The sequence below is a fragment of the Micromonospora haikouensis genome (genome assembly GCF_000876225.1).
GTDB classification, from domain to species: Bacteria; Actinomycetota; Actinomycetes; order Mycobacteriales; family Micromonosporaceae; genus Micromonospora; species Micromonospora haikouensis.
Genome location: NZ_JXSX01000001.1, coordinates 2,460,555 through 2,476,112 on the forward strand (window position 1 = coordinate 2,460,555; position 15,558 = coordinate 2,476,112).

16 protein-coding genes are annotated in these 15,558 nt (G+C 75.2%); 8 read left to right on the forward strand and 8 right to left on the reverse strand.

All coding sequences use genetic code 11. The features are described 5' to 3' along the window. Nucleotides 1-137 precede the first annotated feature (137 nt). The 3 genes from TK50_RS10795 to TK50_RS10805 all read left to right on the forward strand — a co-directional run bounded on the left by TK50_RS10795 (nt 138) and on the right by TK50_RS10805 (nt 4,028). Nucleotides 138-2,174: a beta-galactosidase gene (locus TK50_RS10795; protein ID WP_043962617.1), complete on the forward strand. Its 2,037-nt coding sequence runs from the start codon at nt 138-140 to the stop codon at nt 2,172-2,174. Then, the gene (locus TK50_RS10800) at nt 2,140-2,913 is read left to right on the forward strand and encodes a DeoR/GlpR family DNA-binding transcription regulator (RefSeq protein WP_043962618.1); all 774 of its coding nucleotides are present in this window, start codon (nt 2,140-2,142) and stop codon (nt 2,911-2,913) included. The genes TK50_RS10795 and TK50_RS10800 overlap by 35 nt, the downstream gene beginning before the upstream one ends. A 101-nt stretch (nt 2,914-3,014) precedes the next feature. Next, nucleotides 3,015-4,028 (forward strand): sporulation protein, encoded by a 1,014-nt coding sequence (locus TK50_RS10805; protein WP_043964267.1) that lies wholly within the window; start codon nt 3,015-3,017, stop codon nt 4,026-4,028. Nucleotides 4,029-4,110: 82 nt separating this feature from the next. Here the strand turns inward: TK50_RS10805 and TK50_RS10810 are convergent, their stop codons facing one another. Next, nucleotides 4,111-4,506, reverse strand: a complete 396-nt coding sequence (locus TK50_RS10810) for a hypothetical protein (RefSeq protein WP_043962619.1) — start codon at nt 4,504-4,506, stop codon at nt 4,111-4,113. Between the two features lie 249 nt (nt 4,507-4,755). Between TK50_RS10810 and TK50_RS10815 the strand changes: the two genes are divergently transcribed. After that, nucleotides 4,756-5,163 (forward strand): hypothetical protein, encoded by a 408-nt coding sequence (locus tag TK50_RS10815; protein WP_043964269.1) that lies wholly within the window; start codon nt 4,756-4,758, stop codon nt 5,161-5,163. 83 nt (nt 5,164-5,246) lie between these two features. On the opposite strand, the gene TK50_RS10820 is transcribed toward TK50_RS10815, so the two are convergent. After that, nucleotides 5,247-7,463 carry a HelD family protein gene (locus TK50_RS10820; RefSeq protein ID WP_144420295.1) on the reverse strand — a complete coding sequence of 739 codons (2,217 nt, stop codon included), beginning with the start codon at nt 7,461-7,463 and terminating at the stop codon, nt 5,247-5,249. Nucleotides 7,464-7,725: 262 nt separating this feature from the next. Between TK50_RS10820 and TK50_RS10825 the strand changes: the two genes are divergently transcribed. Further along, a complete protein-coding gene (locus TK50_RS10825; protein WP_043962620.1) occupies nt 7,726-8,352 on the forward strand; it encodes an SGNH/GDSL hydrolase family protein in 627 nt (208 codons plus the stop codon). Nucleotides 8,353-8,398: 46 nt separating this feature from the next. Here the strand turns inward: TK50_RS10825 and TK50_RS10830 are convergent, their stop codons facing one another. Beyond that, nucleotides 8,399-10,222, reverse strand: coding sequence for a tetratricopeptide repeat protein (locus TK50_RS10830; protein ID WP_043962621.1), 1,824 nt, complete (start codon nt 10,220-10,222; stop codon nt 8,399-8,401). 57 nt (nt 10,223-10,279) lie between these two features. After that, entirely contained in the window at nt 10,280-10,741 is a 462-nt protein-coding gene (locus TK50_RS10835) for a MarR family winged helix-turn-helix transcriptional regulator (RefSeq protein WP_043964272.1), read from the reverse strand. A 49-nt stretch (nt 10,742-10,790) separates the two neighbouring features. On the opposite strand from TK50_RS10835, the gene TK50_RS10840 reads away from it, so the two are divergent. Together TK50_RS10840 and TK50_RS10845 are read left to right on the forward strand one after the other, a co-directional pair. Next, on the forward strand, nt 10,791-11,312 hold the full coding sequence (locus TK50_RS10840) for a VOC family protein (RefSeq protein ID WP_043962622.1): 522 nt from the start codon (nt 10,791-10,793) through the stop codon (nt 11,310-11,312). A 61-nt stretch (nt 11,313-11,373) separates the two neighbouring features. Next, entirely contained in the window at nt 11,374-12,294 is a 921-nt protein-coding gene (locus tag TK50_RS10845) for a hypothetical protein (RefSeq protein ID WP_043962623.1), read from the forward strand. Here the strand turns inward: TK50_RS10845 and TK50_RS10850 are convergent. Next, on the reverse strand, nt 12,260-12,745 hold the full coding sequence (locus tag TK50_RS10850) for a potassium channel family protein (RefSeq protein WP_241773968.1): 486 nt from the start codon (nt 12,743-12,745) through the stop codon (nt 12,260-12,262). The two genes, TK50_RS10845 and TK50_RS10850, sit on opposite strands and share 35 nt — an antisense overlap. Before the next feature lie 201 nt (nt 12,746-12,946). Next, nucleotides 12,947-13,126 carry a DUF4236 domain-containing protein gene (locus TK50_RS10855; RefSeq protein WP_007075522.1) on the reverse strand — a complete coding sequence of 60 codons (180 nt, stop codon included), beginning with the start codon at nt 13,124-13,126 and terminating at the stop codon, nt 12,947-12,949. A 318-nt stretch (nt 13,127-13,444) separates the two neighbouring features. Here TK50_RS10855 and TK50_RS10860 point away from each other — a divergent pair, with 318 nt between their 5' ends. After that, nucleotides 13,445-13,972 carry a flavin reductase family protein gene (locus TK50_RS10860; RefSeq protein ID WP_043962625.1) on the forward strand — a complete coding sequence of 176 codons (528 nt, stop codon included), beginning with the start codon at nt 13,445-13,447 and terminating at the stop codon, nt 13,970-13,972. Between the two features lie 64 nt (nt 13,973-14,036). Here TK50_RS10860 and TK50_RS10865 read toward each other — a convergent pair whose 3' ends face one another. Together TK50_RS10865 and TK50_RS10870 are read right to left on the reverse strand one after the other, a co-directional pair. Further along, nucleotides 14,037-14,492: an RrF2 family transcriptional regulator gene (locus TK50_RS10865; protein ID WP_043962626.1), complete on the reverse strand. Its 456-nt coding sequence runs from the start codon at nt 14,490-14,492 to the stop codon at nt 14,037-14,039. Nucleotides 14,493-14,513: 21 nt separating this feature from the next. Then, nucleotides 14,514-15,416, reverse strand: coding sequence for a helix-turn-helix transcriptional regulator (locus TK50_RS10870; protein WP_043962627.1), 903 nt, complete (start codon nt 15,414-15,416; stop codon nt 14,514-14,516). Between the last annotated feature and the right edge of the window lie 142 nt (nt 15,417-15,558).

Consider the following 15,558-nt stretch of genomic DNA (forward strand, 5'->3'; position numbering starts at 1 on the left):
CCGTCGGGCGCTGTCAAGGGTCGATCTGTCGATCGAAACCGCGCTGTGACAAGGGGATCGGCGCGGTAAACGTTGTAAAGAACCGCGATGTTGAAAAGTGTTGACTTGGGTGTGCCGCGCGGGCACGCTGTGCCCTCATGCGGGATCGACACGACACCGGCTGGCAGGGCGACGGCATCTACTACGGCGCCGACTACAACCCCGAGCAGTGGCCCGAGCAGACCTGGGCCGAGGACGTGGAGCTCATGCGCCGGGCCGGGGTCAACCTGGTCTCCGTCGGCATCTTCTCCTGGGCCCTGCTGGAGCCCACCCCCGGCAGGTACGACTTCGGCTGGCTCGACCGCGCCCTCGACACGCTGCACGCCGGGGGCATCTCGGTCGACCTCGCCACCGCCACCGCCAGCCCGCCGCCGTGGCTGGCCCACGCCCACCCCGAGACGCTGCCCCGCCGCGCCGACGGCACCGTGCTGTGGCCGGGCGGCCGGCAGGCGTACTGCCCCAGCTCGCCGGTGTTCCGCGAGCGCTCGCTCGCCCTCGTCGAGGCCGTCGCCACCCGCTACGCCGACCACCCCGCCGTGGTGATGTGGCACGTCTCCAACGAGCTGGGCTGCCACAACGTGCACTGCTACTGCGACGTGAGCGCGGCGGCGTTCCGGGGCTGGCTGCGCGAGCGCTACGGCGACCTCGCCGCCCTCAACGAGGCGTGGGGCACCCTCTTCTGGAGCCAGCGCTACGGCGACTGGGCCGAGATCAACCCACCGCGCGCCGCGCCGACCTTCGCCAACCCCACCCAGCAGCTCGACTTCCTGCGCTTCTCCTCCGACGAACAGCGCGCCCAGCTGCGCGCCGAACGCGACCTGCTCAAGCGGCTCGTCGCCCAGCCCGTCACCACCAACTTCATGGTGGGCATGAGTAAGCACATGGACTACCACTCCTGGGCCGCCGACGTGGACCTGGTCGCCACCGACCACTACCTCACCGCCGCCGACCCGCAGTCGCACGTCGGGCTGGCGCTGGCGGCCGACCACACCCGGGGCGTCGCCGGCGGCGCGCCGTGGCTGCTCATGGAGCACTCCACCAGCGCGGTCAACTGGCAGCCCCGCAACGTGGCGAAGGCACCCGGGCAGCTGCGCCGCAACAGCCTCGCCCACGTCGCCCGGGGCGCCGACGGGGTGCTGTTCTTCCAGTGGCGGGCGTCCCGGGCCGGGGCGGAGAAATACCACTCGGCGCTCGTCCCGCACGCCGGGGCGGACACCAAGGTCTTCCGCGAGGTGTGCCGGCTCGGCGCCGACCTGAAGGCCCTCGCCGAGGTACGCGGCAGCCACGTCGACGCCGACGTGGCGATCCTGTTCGACTACGAGGCGTGGTGGGGCGTCGAGCTGGACTCCCACCCCAGCGTCGACGTCACGTACGCCGACCGGCTCGCCGCCCTGCACGGCGCGCTCTGGCGGGCCGGCGTCACCGCCGACCTGGTGCACCCGTCCACCGACCTGTCCCGCTACCGCCTCGTCCTGGTGCCGACGCTCTACCTCGTCCGCGACGCCGACGCCGAGGCCCTGCACGGCTGGGTCGCCGCCGGCGGCACCGCCCTGGTGACCTACTTCAGCGGCATCGTCGACGAGCACGACCACGTCCGGCTCGGCGGCTACCCCGGCGCGTTCCGGGAGCTGCTCGGCATCCGCACCGAGGAGTTCTTCCCGCTGCGCGAGGGCGAGCGGGTCACCCTCGACGACGGCTCCGCCGCCGACGTGTGGACCGAGTGGCTGCACCCGGCCGGCGCGCAGGTCGTCGCCGCGTACGCCGACGGGCCGCTGCCCGGGGTCCCGGCGCTGACCCGGCACGCCGTCGGCGCGGGCGCGGCCTGGTACGCGGGCACCCGGCTCGACGACGCCGCCACCGACCGCCTGGTGGCCCGGCTGCTGGCCGAGGCCGGGGTCCGGCCGGCCGCCGACGCCCCGCCCGGGGTGGAGGTGGTCCGCCGCCGGGGTGACGGGCGGAGCTGGCTGTTCGTCGTCAACCACACCGACCGCCCGGCCCGGATCGCCGCCACCGGCACCGAGCTGCTCGCGGGTGCCCGGTGCGCCGGGGAACTGGAGGTCGCCCCGGGCGAGGTGGCCGTGGTCCGGGAGGAGGACTCCGATGCTCGCCCAGCAACGGCAGAGCGCCATCCTTGAGCTGATCCGGCAGCGTGGCGGGGTGCGGGTCAGCCACCTGGTGACCCGCTTCGGCGTCTCCGACATGACCATCCGCCGCGACCTGGAGGCGCTCGCCGAGCGCGGGCTGATCGACAAGGTGCACGGCGGGGCGACCCTGGCCGGGCCCGGCTCGGCCGAGGAGCCCGGCTTCGCCGCCAAGTCGATCCGCCAGCGCGACGAGAAGCGGGCCATCGCCGAGCGGGCCGCCACCCTCGTGGAGCCCGGCATGGCGATCGCGCTCTCCGCCGGCACCACCACGGCCGCCCTGGCGACCCTGCTCGCCGACGTGCGGGGGCTGACCGTGGTGACCAACTCGATCCCGGTCGCCGACGCGCTCTACGCCGACCCGCGCGCCGACCGCACGGTCGTGCTCACCGGCGGCATCCGCACCCCGTCGGACGCGCTGACCGGGCCGGTGGCCGAGGCCGCCGTCAGCACGCTCAACGTCGACGTGCTCTTCCTCGGGGTGCACGGGATGAGCCCGCGCACCGGCTTCACCACCCCCAACCTGCTGGAGGCCGGCATCAACCGGCGGCTGGTGCACGCCGCCCGGCGGCTGGTGGTGCTGGCCGACCACACCAAGTGGGAGACCATCGGCATCGCCACCATCGCCCCGCTCGCCGACGCGGACGTGCTGATCACCGACGCGGGGCTCGACCCGGCCGCCCGCGCCCCGCTCGCCGAGCAGGTGGGCGAGCTGGTCGTGGTGGAGGTGTGAGGCGCGCGGGGTGTTCCCAGGCATCTCACAGCGGTGCAGGCTAGGGTCGGTCCGGTGAGCTGCGACGCTCCAGGGTGGAGCGCGCACCTGCGGGAGTGGCGATGGTCTTCAAGAAGATGTTGAGCGCGTTCGGGGTGGGCGGTCCGACCGTGGACACCGTCCTGGCGAACCCGAACACCCGGCCCGGTCTGGCCCTCGACGGCCGGGTCAACCTGGTCGGCGGGGAGGCCCCGGCCGCCATCGAGCAGATCGCCGTCGGCCTGGTCACCCGCGTCGAGATCGAGAGCGGCGACAGCGAGTACGCGGGCATCATGGAGTTCCACCGGATGCCGGTCAGCGGGGCCTTCGAGCTCGCCCCGAAGCAGCAGCTGTCGATCCCGTTCCAGCTCCCGGTGCCGTGGGAGACCCCGATCACCGACGTGTACGGCCAGCGCCTGCACGGCATGACGATGGGGCTGCGCACCGAGGTGGCGGTGGCCCGGGCCGTCGACAAGAGCGACCTCGACCAGGTCGCCGTGCACCCGCTGCCGGTGCAGGAGCGCATCCTGGAGGCGTTCGCCCGGCTCGGCTTCCGCTTCAAGGGCGCCGACCTGGAGCGCGGCCACATCCGGGGGGTGCACCAGACGCTGCCCTTCTACCAGGAGATCGAATACTTCGCGGCCCCGCAGTACGCGCAGGTCATCAACGAGGTCGAGCTGACGTTCGTCACCAGCCAGCAGGGCATCGACGTGATCCTGGAGTGCGACAAGCGGGGCGGCTTCCTCAGCGCCGGCCACGACGTCTTCGGCCGCTACACCGTCTCGCACGCCGACGCCGACCGCGTCGACTGGGCGCAGGTGGTCGACGGCTGGCTGCAGGAGACCACGTCCCGCTACGGCGGCCTGCGCGCCCAGGGCTTCGGGGCCCCGCAGGGCTACCCGCCGCAGCACGGCTACCCCACGCACGGCTACCCGATGCAGCACGGCCACGGTCACGGCCACAGCCGGGGGCCGGGGATGGGCGGGATCGTCGCCGGGGCGGCGCTCGGCGCGGTCGGCGGGATGGTCGCCGGCGAAATGATCGAGGACGCCGTCGAGGGCGACTTCGCCGAGGACTGGGGCTTCGGCGAGGAGTAGTTCCGCACGTACGCGAAGAAACGCGACGGTGGCCCGCCGGGAATCCCGGCGGGCCACCGTGCTGCTCGGAGCTGGTCCGGCGTCAGTGCCGGGCCTTGCGCTCCGCGCCGCTGCGGAAGTTGCTGCCGGCCTTGGCCAGGCCCCGGCTACCGAGGTAACCGATGGTCAGCAGCGTGATGAAGAACCAGGCCTGCGGCGCGCGGAAGATGTCCACGCCGACCGAGTTCTTGCCGACCAGGTACGACGCGGCGAGCACGCCGATGACGGAGGCGACGTAGACCCAGAACTCCGTGGTCGCGAAGGCCTGCTTGGTCTCCGTGCCCGGCGCCATCATCGGCTCCCGGTGCCCGTCGTGCATCATCGGCATCGGCCGGGTGGGTGCCTCCTGCATCGCGCGGTTCGGCACGTCGTTCATCGCCCGGTTCGGGGCTTCCTGCGTGCGGTTCATCGGCCTGGTGGATGCAGCCTGCGTGCTCATCTTGTCCTCCTCAGGATGCGATGAGTCCTTACTGCGCTCCCTCGCCCCGCTACCGCGTTTCGGCCACGGCACGGTTGACGTTCGTGGCGGGGGCACCCCCCGACTACCCGGCGGCCGGGCGAGGTAACACCCTCCCGTCGCCGGATAGCAGCAGCTCGCGGAGCGGGCGGTGCGCGCGGCGCGGGAACGTTTGGTCGCCCCCGGGCCGGGCACGCAGGAAGATTCCGACACTTCTGCGAGGTGATGGACGTGCGTGAGGACGACAGGATGCGGGAGTCCGCCCGCGAGGCCGAGGAACGGATCACCGGCGGCGTCTACGGCGAGGGGGCCCTCGACGAGGTCACCGTGCCGCAGACCGACGTGCAGCGGGTCATCCAGGACGAGGACCCGGACGACCCGGCGCACGTGCGGATCGACCCGGCGGTGCTGCGCGACGGCGGCCCCACCCGGGGCCAGGGCGCGATCACCACGACCGGCGGCACGGCCGGGCCGGCGAGCACCCGCCGGGTGGCCCGGCAGCCGGAGCGGCACCCGGGGAAGGTCGCCCCGACCACCACGGGCGACGCGACCACGGGTGGGCTGAGCACCCCGGCGGGCGGCGCGACCAGCGACCAGTCCAGCAGCGCCAGCCAGGTCGGCAACTTCACCGACGACTGACCGGCCTCCGGGCGACCAGACCTTGGACAGTTGCCGTCCACAGCAGACGGCAACTGTCCAAGATTCCGGTAGGCAGGGCCGGGTCAGGCGGGGCGGAGGATGCCGAGGCGCTGGGTGGCGCGGGTCAGCGCGACGTACAGGTCGCTGTGCCCGCGCGGCGACTCGGCGACGATCCCGTCCGGGTCGACCACCAGGACGGTGTCGAACTCCAGCCCCTTGGCCTGGGCCACCGTCAGCAGCACCACCCGGCTCTCCAGCTCCGGGTGGTCGCCGACGGCCGCCTCGGGCAGGGCCGCCAGCAGCGCCGCGCCCAGCGCGTCGACCCGGCCGGCGGGCACGATCACCCCGAGCCGCCCGTCGGTCAGGTCGGCCGCCTCGGCGACCGCGGCGTCGGCCAGCTCGCCGGCCAGCCGGTCGGTGGCGACCGTACGCTCCCACGGCGGCACCCCGCTGCGGCGCACCGAGCGGGGCGGACGCAGGTGCGGGTCGATCTCGGCCAGCACCCCGGCCGCCACCGCCATGATCTCGGCGGGGGTGCGGTAGCTGACCGTCAGCTCCTCCAGCCGCCACCGCTGCGCCACGTACGGCTCCAGTGCCTCGCCCCACGACGGGGTGCCGGCGAGCGCGCCGGTCTGCGCCACGTCCCCGACGATCGTCATCGACCGGCTGGGGCAGCGGCGCATCAGCAGCCGCCAGGCCATCGGCGACAGCTCCTGCGCCTCGTCGACGATGACGTGCCCGAACGCCCAGCTTCGGTCGGCGGCGGCCCGCTGGGCGGTGGTCAGCCCGTCGGTGGACTGCTGCCGCTCCAGCAGCCGGTCGGCGTCCAGCAGGTCGGCCACCCCGAGGATCTCGCCGCCCTCCGCCTCGTCCTCCACGTCGATCGACCGGGAGCCCCGGGCGATCTCCAGCACGCCCTCGGCGTACTCGCGTTGCAGGGCGCGCAGGCGGGCCCGGCGGGCCTCGGCGGCCCGGTCGTCCTCGCCGAGCAGCTCGGCGGCCTCGTCGAGCAGCGGCACGTCGGCCGGGGTCCAGCCGCCCGGCTCGCGGCGCAGCGCCGCCCGGTCGGCGTCGCTCCAGCCGGGGGTGGCGGCGGCGATGCGGTCCGGGTCGGCGTACAGGTCGGCGAGCAGGCGCTGCGGGGTGAGCACCGGCCAGAGCTGGTCCAGGGCGGCGCGTACCCCGGGCTCCTCGCGCAGCTCCCGGCGGATCTCCGCGACGTCGGCCTCCTCCAGGAGGTTGGCCCCGCCGAGCGGGTCCGCGCCGATGCGCTCGGCGACCTGGGCGGCGAGGGCGTGCACGACCTCGACGTCGAAGACCGCCCGGGCCAGGTTGTGCGGCCGTCCGGAGCGGCGGGCCCGGTCCCGGGCGGCCCGCACGGTCTCCGGGGCCAGCGGCAGCACCTCGCGCTCGACCTCGATCTCCAGCGGCTCGTCGGGCACCCACTGCCGGTCCCGCACGGCCGCGGCCAGCACCTCCACCATCTCCGCCCGGCCCTTGAGCGCCGCCGTGGCCGCCGGCTCCGCCCGCCGGGCACTGACGCCGGGGAAGAGGTCCCCGGGGGTACGCAGCAGCACGCCCGTCTCGGCCAGCGCCGGCAGCACCTGGGAGATGTAGCGCAGGAACGTCTCGTTCGGGCCGACCAGCAGCACGCCCCGGGTGGCCAGCTCCCGCCGGTGGGTGTAGAGCAGGTACGCCGCCCGGTGCAGGGCGACGGCGGTCTTGCCGGTGCCGGGGCCGCCCTGCACGACCAGGGTCCCCGGCAGGTCGGCGCGGATGATCCGGTCCTGCTCGGCCTGGATGGTCTCGACGATGTCGCGCATCCGGCCGGTGCGGCCGGCGTTGAGCGCGGCGAGCAGCGACGCCTCGCCGGTCAGCTCCTCGTGGGCGGTGGGTGAGGCGGTGGCCAGGTCGAGCACCTCGTCGTTGAGGGCGACCACCTTCCGCTGCCGGGTACGCAGGTGCCGGCGTCGCCGCACGCCCTGCGGGTTGGCGGCGGTGGCCAGGTAGAAGGCGCGGGCGGCGGGGGCCCGCCAGTCCATCAGCAGCGGGTCGTAGTCGCCGCTGGTGTCGAAGATCCCGATCCGGCCGATGTAGTGGCGGGCGCCGTCGTCGGTGTCCAGCCGGCCGAAGCAGAGCCCGTTCTCCACGGCGGAGTACTGCTCGACCTGCTCGGCGTACATCTTCACGGCGCTGTCGCGCTGGGACCGGGCCTGCTGGGTGCCGCCGCCGTCGCGTAGCTGTTCGGCGAGCCGGCGGGCGGACTGCTCCCGCAGGCCGTCCAGCCGGTCGTAGAGCATGGAGACGTACTCCTGCTCATGGCCGATCTCGTCGGCGTGGCCGGTTTCGTCAGCATGGCCGTTTTCGTCGTCGTTGCGCAGCTCGTCGGGACCCGCGGAGTGCCTTGACAAGCCTTCTCCCTAATAATTAAAATTGCGTCCGGAACGGCATTTCGCACGCCGTTCCTTTTTTATGCCTGAATTGTCAAAGATACCGCGCGGCGACCCCCCGGCCAAGCGATCGGGGCAGGGCCGCGCCACGGGTCGGGACGGAGTCGCGCGCATGCTGCTGGGTGCCGGTCAACGGATCGTGTTCATCGGGGACAGCATCACCGACTGCGGCCGGCGCGACCACGCCGCCCCCTACGGCGACGGTTACATGAGCCTCGTCCGCGCGTTCGTCGACGCCCGGCACCCGCAGCTCGGGCTGACCTGGGTCAACCGGGGCATCGGCGGCGACACGGTGCGCGACCTCGCCGCCCGCTGGGAGGCCGACGCCGTCGCCGAGCGCCCCGACTGGCTCTGCGTGATGGTCGGCATCAACGACATCTGGCGCGGGTTCAGCCCCGGCCGGGAGGCCGAGGCCGTGCCGATCGACGAATACGAGCGCACCCTGCGCGCCCTGCTGCGCCGGGCCGTGACCACCACCGGCTGCCGCCTGGTGCTGGCCGACCCGTTCCTCATCGAGGCGGACGTCGACGAGCCGCAGCGCGCCGAGACCGACCGGTACGCGGCGGTGGTGGCCGCCGTCGCCAAGGACTTCGACGCGGTGCACGTCGCCACCCAGGCGGCCTTCGACCGGGTGCTGGCGCACAGCCCGTCGAGCCGCTGGGCCGACGACCGGGTCCATCCGGGACTGCCGGGCCACGCGGTGATCGCGGACGCCTTCCTGGCCGCCATCGGCGCCTGACCCCTCCGGCTCCGGCCCCCCGCCCGGCTCCGGCCCGGCCGGGCGGTCAGCGGCGGCGGGTGCAGACCTGGCGGCTGCGGCCGACCGTGTCCGCCGACCACACCACCGCGACGGTGAAGCAGTAGTCGTTGGTGCGGTCCAGCCCGTGCACCAGGAAGCTCGTGGTGCCCGCCGGCAGGGTCTCGAACGCGTTCGGCTGCCGCCCGGACGGTGCCCCGGCGAGCACGACGGGCCCGCTGGCCCCGTCCGGGTACGTCCAGCGCAGCGCGATGTTCTCCCGGTTGTCCCGCAGGCTCACCCCGTCCGGCGGGCTGCCGGGGGAGGCGGCGGCCCGGGGGCTGGCCGACCGGCTGCCCGACGACTTCGCGCCGGGGGATTTGCCGGACGGCTTCGCGCCGGGGGACCGGCCCGAGGGCCCCGCGCCGGACGGGTCGGGCTGCGGCGGGGCGGTCGCCGAGGGCGACGGGCCGGGCTCCGGCTCCGTGCCGCCGACGCGGGCCACCCCGGCGACCACCGCCGCCGTGCCCAGCACCACCACGGTCACCCCGGCGAGCACCACGAGCGGGGTGAGCCGCCGCGGCGGGGGCGCGGGCGGGCGGGGGACCAGCACCGGGAGCAGCCGGGAGCGGTCCTGCGCGGGCGGGGGCGGGCCCACGGCGCGTACCCCGGCGGGGGCGTCCGCGCCCGTGCCCGCGAGGCCGAGCACCGCGGGCGGCACCGGGCCCTCCGCAGGCCGGGCCGTCTCCTGCGGCCACCGGTCGTCCCGCTCGGCGTGGGTCGGCCCCGGATCGGCGTACGCCGGGTCGGGGCGGGCGTGCTGCCGGATCCACGGGTCGTCGTCGACCCAGGGCCCGGCCTCCCCGCCCGCCCAGCGGTCGTCGTCCGGGGGGAGCCGGGGGGCGGGCACCACGGGCGGGGCGGGCTGCTCCTGCGCCGGCCACGACTCCTGCGCCGGCCACGCCGACCGGTACGCCGGGGCGTCGTCGTCGGCCGGGTGGGGCTCCTCGTAGGACGGCCACGTGGTGGTGGGGCGGGGCTCCTCCCGGGGCGGCCACGCCGGCTCGTACGTCGGGGGGCCCTCGGCGGCCGTCGCCTCGCGGGCCGCCGGCACCGTGGGCGCGACGGGCACCTCGGGCTCGGGGGCCGGTTCCTCCCGCTCGGCGGCGGGCGCGCGCCCGCAGACGTGGTTTGGGTTGGCGGCGGCGCGGGCCAGGGCCGCCACCTGCCCGGCGAGCGGGTCGTCGGCGGCGAGGTGCTGCCGGCACAGCTCCCGGGCCAGGGTCAGGGTGTCGTGGGAGTCGGCGAACTCCCCGCAGTCGCGCTGCATCGACCCGAGCCGGGCCAGCATCTTGATGCCGCTGGGGTGCCCGTCGCCGTAGACCTCGCGGTGCAGCTCCCAGGCGTCCTGGAGGCGCTCGCGGGCCACCTCGCACTGGCCCCGCGCGTATTCCACGGTGGCCAGGTCGGCGTGGGCGGCCAGCACCCGCAGCGACTCGGGCCCGTCGGACGCGGTCAGCTCGATGATGACGTCGGAGTAGAGCCGGGCGGCGCGGGCGTAGCTGCCGACCCGGTGCAGCACCGCCGCGAGGGTGGCCGCCGCCGCCACGGCGCGCGGATCGTCGCGGCCGTGCAGCCGGGTCGCCGCCGCGTACGCGAAGGCGGCCCAGCCGCGCGCGGAGTGCGGCTCGCCCAGCGCTACCAGCACGCGGGCCTGGAGGCCGGCGGCCTCGGCCAGCTCGGGCGAGGCGTGGTCGGGGCGGGGGTCGGCGTCGCTCAGCGCATCGGAGAGCAGCTGTTGCGCGCCGGCCAGGTCGCCGGCGGACACCAGCTGGTGCGCCTGGCCGGTCAATTCACCGAAGGCGGGGGACACGCCCCATCGTGGCCGCACCGCGACAATAAGTACAACCCCCCGACGATCGCGATTCGGTCATCCTTCGGTCAGGTGGTCCAGCATCGTCTCGCTGATCCGGTGCAACTGGTCGACCTGGGCGGGGCTGAGCGCGTCGAAGAGGTGCCGGCGCACCCCCTCGACGTGGCCGGGCGCGGCGGCGGCCAGCGTGGCGAATCCGGCGTCGGTGAGCACGGCGATCTGCCCGCGCCGGTCGGTGGGGCAGTCCTCGCGCCGGATCCAGCCGGACGCCTCCAGCCGGGCGGCGGCGTGCGAGAGCCGGCTGCGTGAGGAGCCGGTGGCGTCGGCCAGGTCGCTCATCCGCAGCCGCCGGTCGGGGGCCTCGGAGAGCCGGACCAGGATCTCGTAGTAGGCGTGCGGCATGCCGGCGTCGCGCTGCAGCTCGCGGTCGAGCTTCTCCATCAGCGCCCGCGAGGCGGCGACGTACGCCCGCCAGGTGCGCTGCTCGTCGGGGTTCAGCCAGCGGGTCATGACCACCATCATACGGGCTATTGTTGAGCGCTCAACTAAATCGCGCTAGGGTGGGGCCATGGGAATCCACCGCCTCAACCACGCCGTCCTCTACGTCAGCGACCTGGAGCGCAGCGTCGCCTTCTACCGCGACGTCCTCGGCTTCCGGGCCATCCCGATGACCCCGGACGGGTTCCGGGGCGCCGCCTTCCTCCAGGCCCCCGGCTCCACCAACGACCACGACCTCGGCCTGTTCGAGATCGGCCGGGCCGCCGGGCGCTCCACCGCCGGCCGGGCCACCGTCGGCCTCTACCACCTGGCCTGGGAGGTCGACACCCTCGACGAGCTGGCCGTCACCGCCCAGCGGCTCGCCGCCGCCGGTGCCCTGGCCGGCAGCTCCGACCACGGCACCACCAAGAGCCTCTACGGCAAGGACCCCGACGGGCTGGAGTTCGAGATCGTCTGGCTGGTGCCGGCCGACCTGCTCGACGACGCCGCGCTCACCGCCCGCAAGCGGATCGGCCGCCTCGACCTCGACCGCGAGCGGCAGCGCTACGGCGGGCAGACCCGGGGCGGCGTCGGGATCTCCGTCCCGGCCTGACCGCCGCGCCGACACCGGGATCGCCGCACCCGCGCGGCGGGCGGTGCGGTAGAACGGCAGGATGCCGACCGACGCCGTCCTCCGCGAGCTGCTCGTCCGACAGCTCGACGCCTGGTTGCCCGCAGCGCTGCACCGCGCGCGGCGGGCCACCCTCGCCCTGGCGTACGCCAAGACCGACGCCGGTGGCGCGGACGCCGCGCTGCGGGTGGTGGGGGAGCACGCCGACCGGCTGCGCGGGTTCCGCCTGACCGTCCTCGTGCTCGCCGCAGGCGACGAGACCCTCCCGGCCCGCCTCGGCGCGGTCGAGTCGACGCTGCCCGCCGAGGTCACCGTGCACGTGGTGCCCGGCGACCCGGCGCGGCTGCCCGTGGCCCTGAAGGCGGCCGGCGCGGCCGGCGCGCCGCTGCTGACCCTGGCCCACGGCGCGGCACCGACGCCGGCGCTGCTGGCCGCGGCCCGGTCCGGCCGCCCGGCCGACCTGCTGCTGGTCACCGCGCCCGACGCGCCCCTACGGCCGGCGCTGGACGCCGCCGGCTTCCCGCTGGTGGCCGAGGTCGACCTGCTCACCGCACCGACCCCGCCGGGCTCCGGTGACGACGAGGGGCTGCGGCTGGCGTTCGCGACCGGGTCGGACCGCAGCCTCCAGGCGTTCAAGGACGCCCTGTGGGCGGTCGACGAGCACGCCGGGGTCCGCTACCGCGACCCGGCCGACCCGCCGGGGCGGGCCGTCGACGTCGGGCCGGAGGCGGACCCGGGGCCGCTGGGCGGGGAACTCCTGGCCGAGCTGGCCCGCCGGGGCCCCCGCACGGTGACCGAGCTGCGCCGGTTCGCCCTCACCTCGACCGTCTACCGGGCGGCGGACGCCAACCGTGCGCTGACCGGCCTGCTCGACGCGGGCGCGGTGGCCCGCGACCCGGAGCACGGCAAGCTCGGCGGGGACGTGCTGATCAGCGCCGCCCGGCCTGGCGGGCCAGCTGCCTGACCACGATGGACGCCCCCGTGGTGACCACGCCGATGGTGAAGACCATCTGCACGCAGACGGCGACCCGGGCGAACTGGCCCTGCGCGTGCACGTCGCCGTAGCCGACGGTGGTGAGGGTGGCCAGCGTGAAATAGAGCGCGTCGATCCGGGTGGTCAGGTTGACGAACTCGCCCGGGGCGCTGCGGGCGATCACGTAGTCGGCCAGGGCGAACGCGAGCAGGCCCCCGATCAGGGCGACCGCGAGTTGCAGCAGCGAGCGGATCTGCACCTGCTCGGGGTCGTCGGCCACGGCGAGCTGCCGGCGCACCAGGCGGGTGACCAGCCACGCGTCGGCGGCCACCAACGCGACCGTGGCGACGCTGCGCGCGGCCAGCCGCAACCCGTTCGGGTCCTGCTCGACCGGCACCAGGAAGTAGGCCCCCAGCAGCAGGAAAGACGCCAGCGTCGCCACCCGGCGCTGGTGTCTCGGCGACCCTTCGCCCGTGCGTTCCGGTGCCCCGTCCCCCGTCATGCGGCGATTCTCCGCCGCCTTGCCTGGCCCCGGCGGCGATTCGGCCAACCTGGCCCGTCCGCCCCGGTCGGCAGGGGCACGGGGCGGAGACGCGGAACGGGGTGCCGGTGGACCACCGGCACCCCGTTGCACCCCGGGACGTCACGCCCGGGACTTGTCCTGCTTCCACGACAGCGGGCCGGGCAGGTCGACGCGGTGCGCCTTGGCGCGGGAGTTCCACGACCAGCGGCCGATCTTGATGCTCCAGGAGGAGAACCCGTTCTCGGTGAAGTTGAGGATGATCGGGCCGTACTTCTTGCGCTTGCGGAACATCAGACCCATCGCGGGCTCCCTTCGTGACCATTCCCTGCCGTGTCGGACTCGAACATGCCCGGAACGCCGATCCGGGAAACCCACGTCCGTCCGCACTGGACACCGCCGCAGGACACCGTCCGACCGGTAATTCATACTCAACAGATGGGCGTTCGGATCTTGTTTGGGCTGCATGAAACGGATTCATGAGTCTGATGCGGCGATAATCTCATTTGGTGGAAGGGCGTTGACCGGCCGTCGGAGGCGGCGGCACCATGGGGTCATGGCGCAGCGGGACGGGCTCTTCGGCGGGCACGCCGACCGGCGGCGCCCCGCGCGGCGGCCGGCATGACCACCATGGACGGGCCCGCCGAGCTGCGGCCGGTCGACACCGACCTGCTCCAGGCCCTCCTGCACCCGCAGGCGGCCACGGTCGCCGTGGTCACCACGCCCGGCCGCCCCGCCCGCCGGGGCCGGCCCGCGCTGCCCCCGGCCGCGTTCACGGCGACCTCGTTCACCGCCGTGTCGCTGGAGCCGCCGCTGGTCTCGTTCTGCCTGGGCACGGCGTCGTCGAGCTGGCCCGCCGTCGCCCGCGCCGAGCACGTGGCCGTGCACCTGCTCGCCGCCGGTCAGCAGGGCGTGGCCCGCGCCCTCGCCGTCGGCAGCCCCGACCGGTTCGCCGCCCGCCCCGGCTGGTCACCCGGCCCGTTCGGGGTGCCGCTGGTCGACGGCGCGCTCGCGGTGCTGCTCTGCCGCGTCGCGCACCGGGTGCCGGCGGGCGACCACGCCCTCGTCATCGCCACGCCGATCGCCCTCGGCGCGGGGCGGGACGGTGCCCCGCCGGTGCACCACCGGGGCGCGTTCAGCGCGGTCTGACCCCGGCGGTGCGCCGGGGGTGCGCCAGCCAGGCGAGTTCAGCGCGGTCCGACGCCGCCGGGGGTCAGCGGGGCTCCCACGCGTCGGGGCGGGCGATCAGCCGCCGCACGTGGCCCGGCAGCCGCCCGCTGGCCATCTCCGCCAGGCTCACCTCGTCGACCACCTGCCGCACCGCCGCCCGCACGGCCACCCAGAGCCGGGGCAGGTTCTCCGCCGCCCCGTCGTAGCTGGTCTCCTCGGGGCGCATGCCCCGCACCCCCGCGAGGGGGCCGTCGACCGCGCGCAGGATCGCCCCTATCGTGATCTCCTTCGGCGGCCGGGCCAGCGTGTAGCCGCCCTCGGCGCCCCGCTGGGCCCGGACCAGCCCGGCCCGGCGCAGGTCCGCCAGGACCGCCTCCAGGAACTTGCGGGGCATGTCCTGCTCCGCCGCGATGGCCTGGGTCGACAGCAGGGAAGGGTACGCGGTGGCCAGACTCAGGGCCGCCCGTACCGCGTAGTCGCCTCGCGCGGAGATCTGCACCCACTCATCATGCCCGCCCTGTCATCCCCGCCGGGCCGGTGGGCGGCCGTTACCGGCCGGCCCGCCCCGCGCCGACCGGAACGCGCCCGGGCTCAGGCCCACCTCCCGGGTGAAGAACCGGCCGAAGTTCGTCGGCTCCGGGAAGCCGAGCCGGCGACCGATCCGGGCGATCGGCTCGTCGGTCGCGGCGAGCAGCCGGCTGGCCTCCAGCGCCACCCGGTCGTCGATCACCTGCTTCGCGCTGCGCCCGGTCGCCGCCAGGCAGGCCCGGGTGAGGGTACGCACCGAGCAGCCGATCCGGGCCGCGTAGTCCTCCACCCGCCGGGTGTGCTGGTAGCCGCGCTCGACCTCCTGGCGGAGCCGGCGGAACGTGGCATTCTCGGTGCGCGGCCCCGCCTCGGCCCCGGCCGCGTCCCCGCCCGCCGGGGCCGGCGGCAGCAGCGCCAGCCGCAGCAGCAGCACGGCGAGCCGGTGCCGCACCAGCGCGCGGGCGGCGGGCACGTCCGGCTGCCGCCGGCAGTCCACCACCAGCTGGGTGACCTCGTTGCGCAGCACGTCGGCGTCCTCGCCCGCGAGCTGCCGGTATGCGGGCACGTCGGCGGCGGCGTCGACGTCGAGGCCCCGCAGGGCCGTGGCCGCCCAGCGCACCACCACGGCGTCGAGCCGGGTGCCCTCGCACCGCAGCGCCTGGCCGGGGCGGGCCCGCAGCAGGGTGCCGGGGCGGCAGGGCAGCGGCCGGAAGTCCAGCTCGACGGTGCCGTGGCCGCCGGTGACGAGGACGACCAGGTCCGCGTCGAGCAGCACCGGGCGTCGCCAGTCCGCGCCCCCGGCGAGGTCGTCGAGGGCGAGCGTCGTGATGTCGTCGGGTCGGGGTGGGGAAGCGTTGACGCGGGTTGCCGGGGAAGGCTGACCGGAGGGGATCATCGCCTGCGACGGTATCCCGCGCGCGGGACGGTCGCATCCCGGCGAGACTGCCCGGCCGCTTGTCGGGGTGCGGCCGGCGGGCTACGTTACCGATCAGTAGTGCCCGGGTCCGGCGGGTGCCCGGCGGCCCGCCGAACAGCAA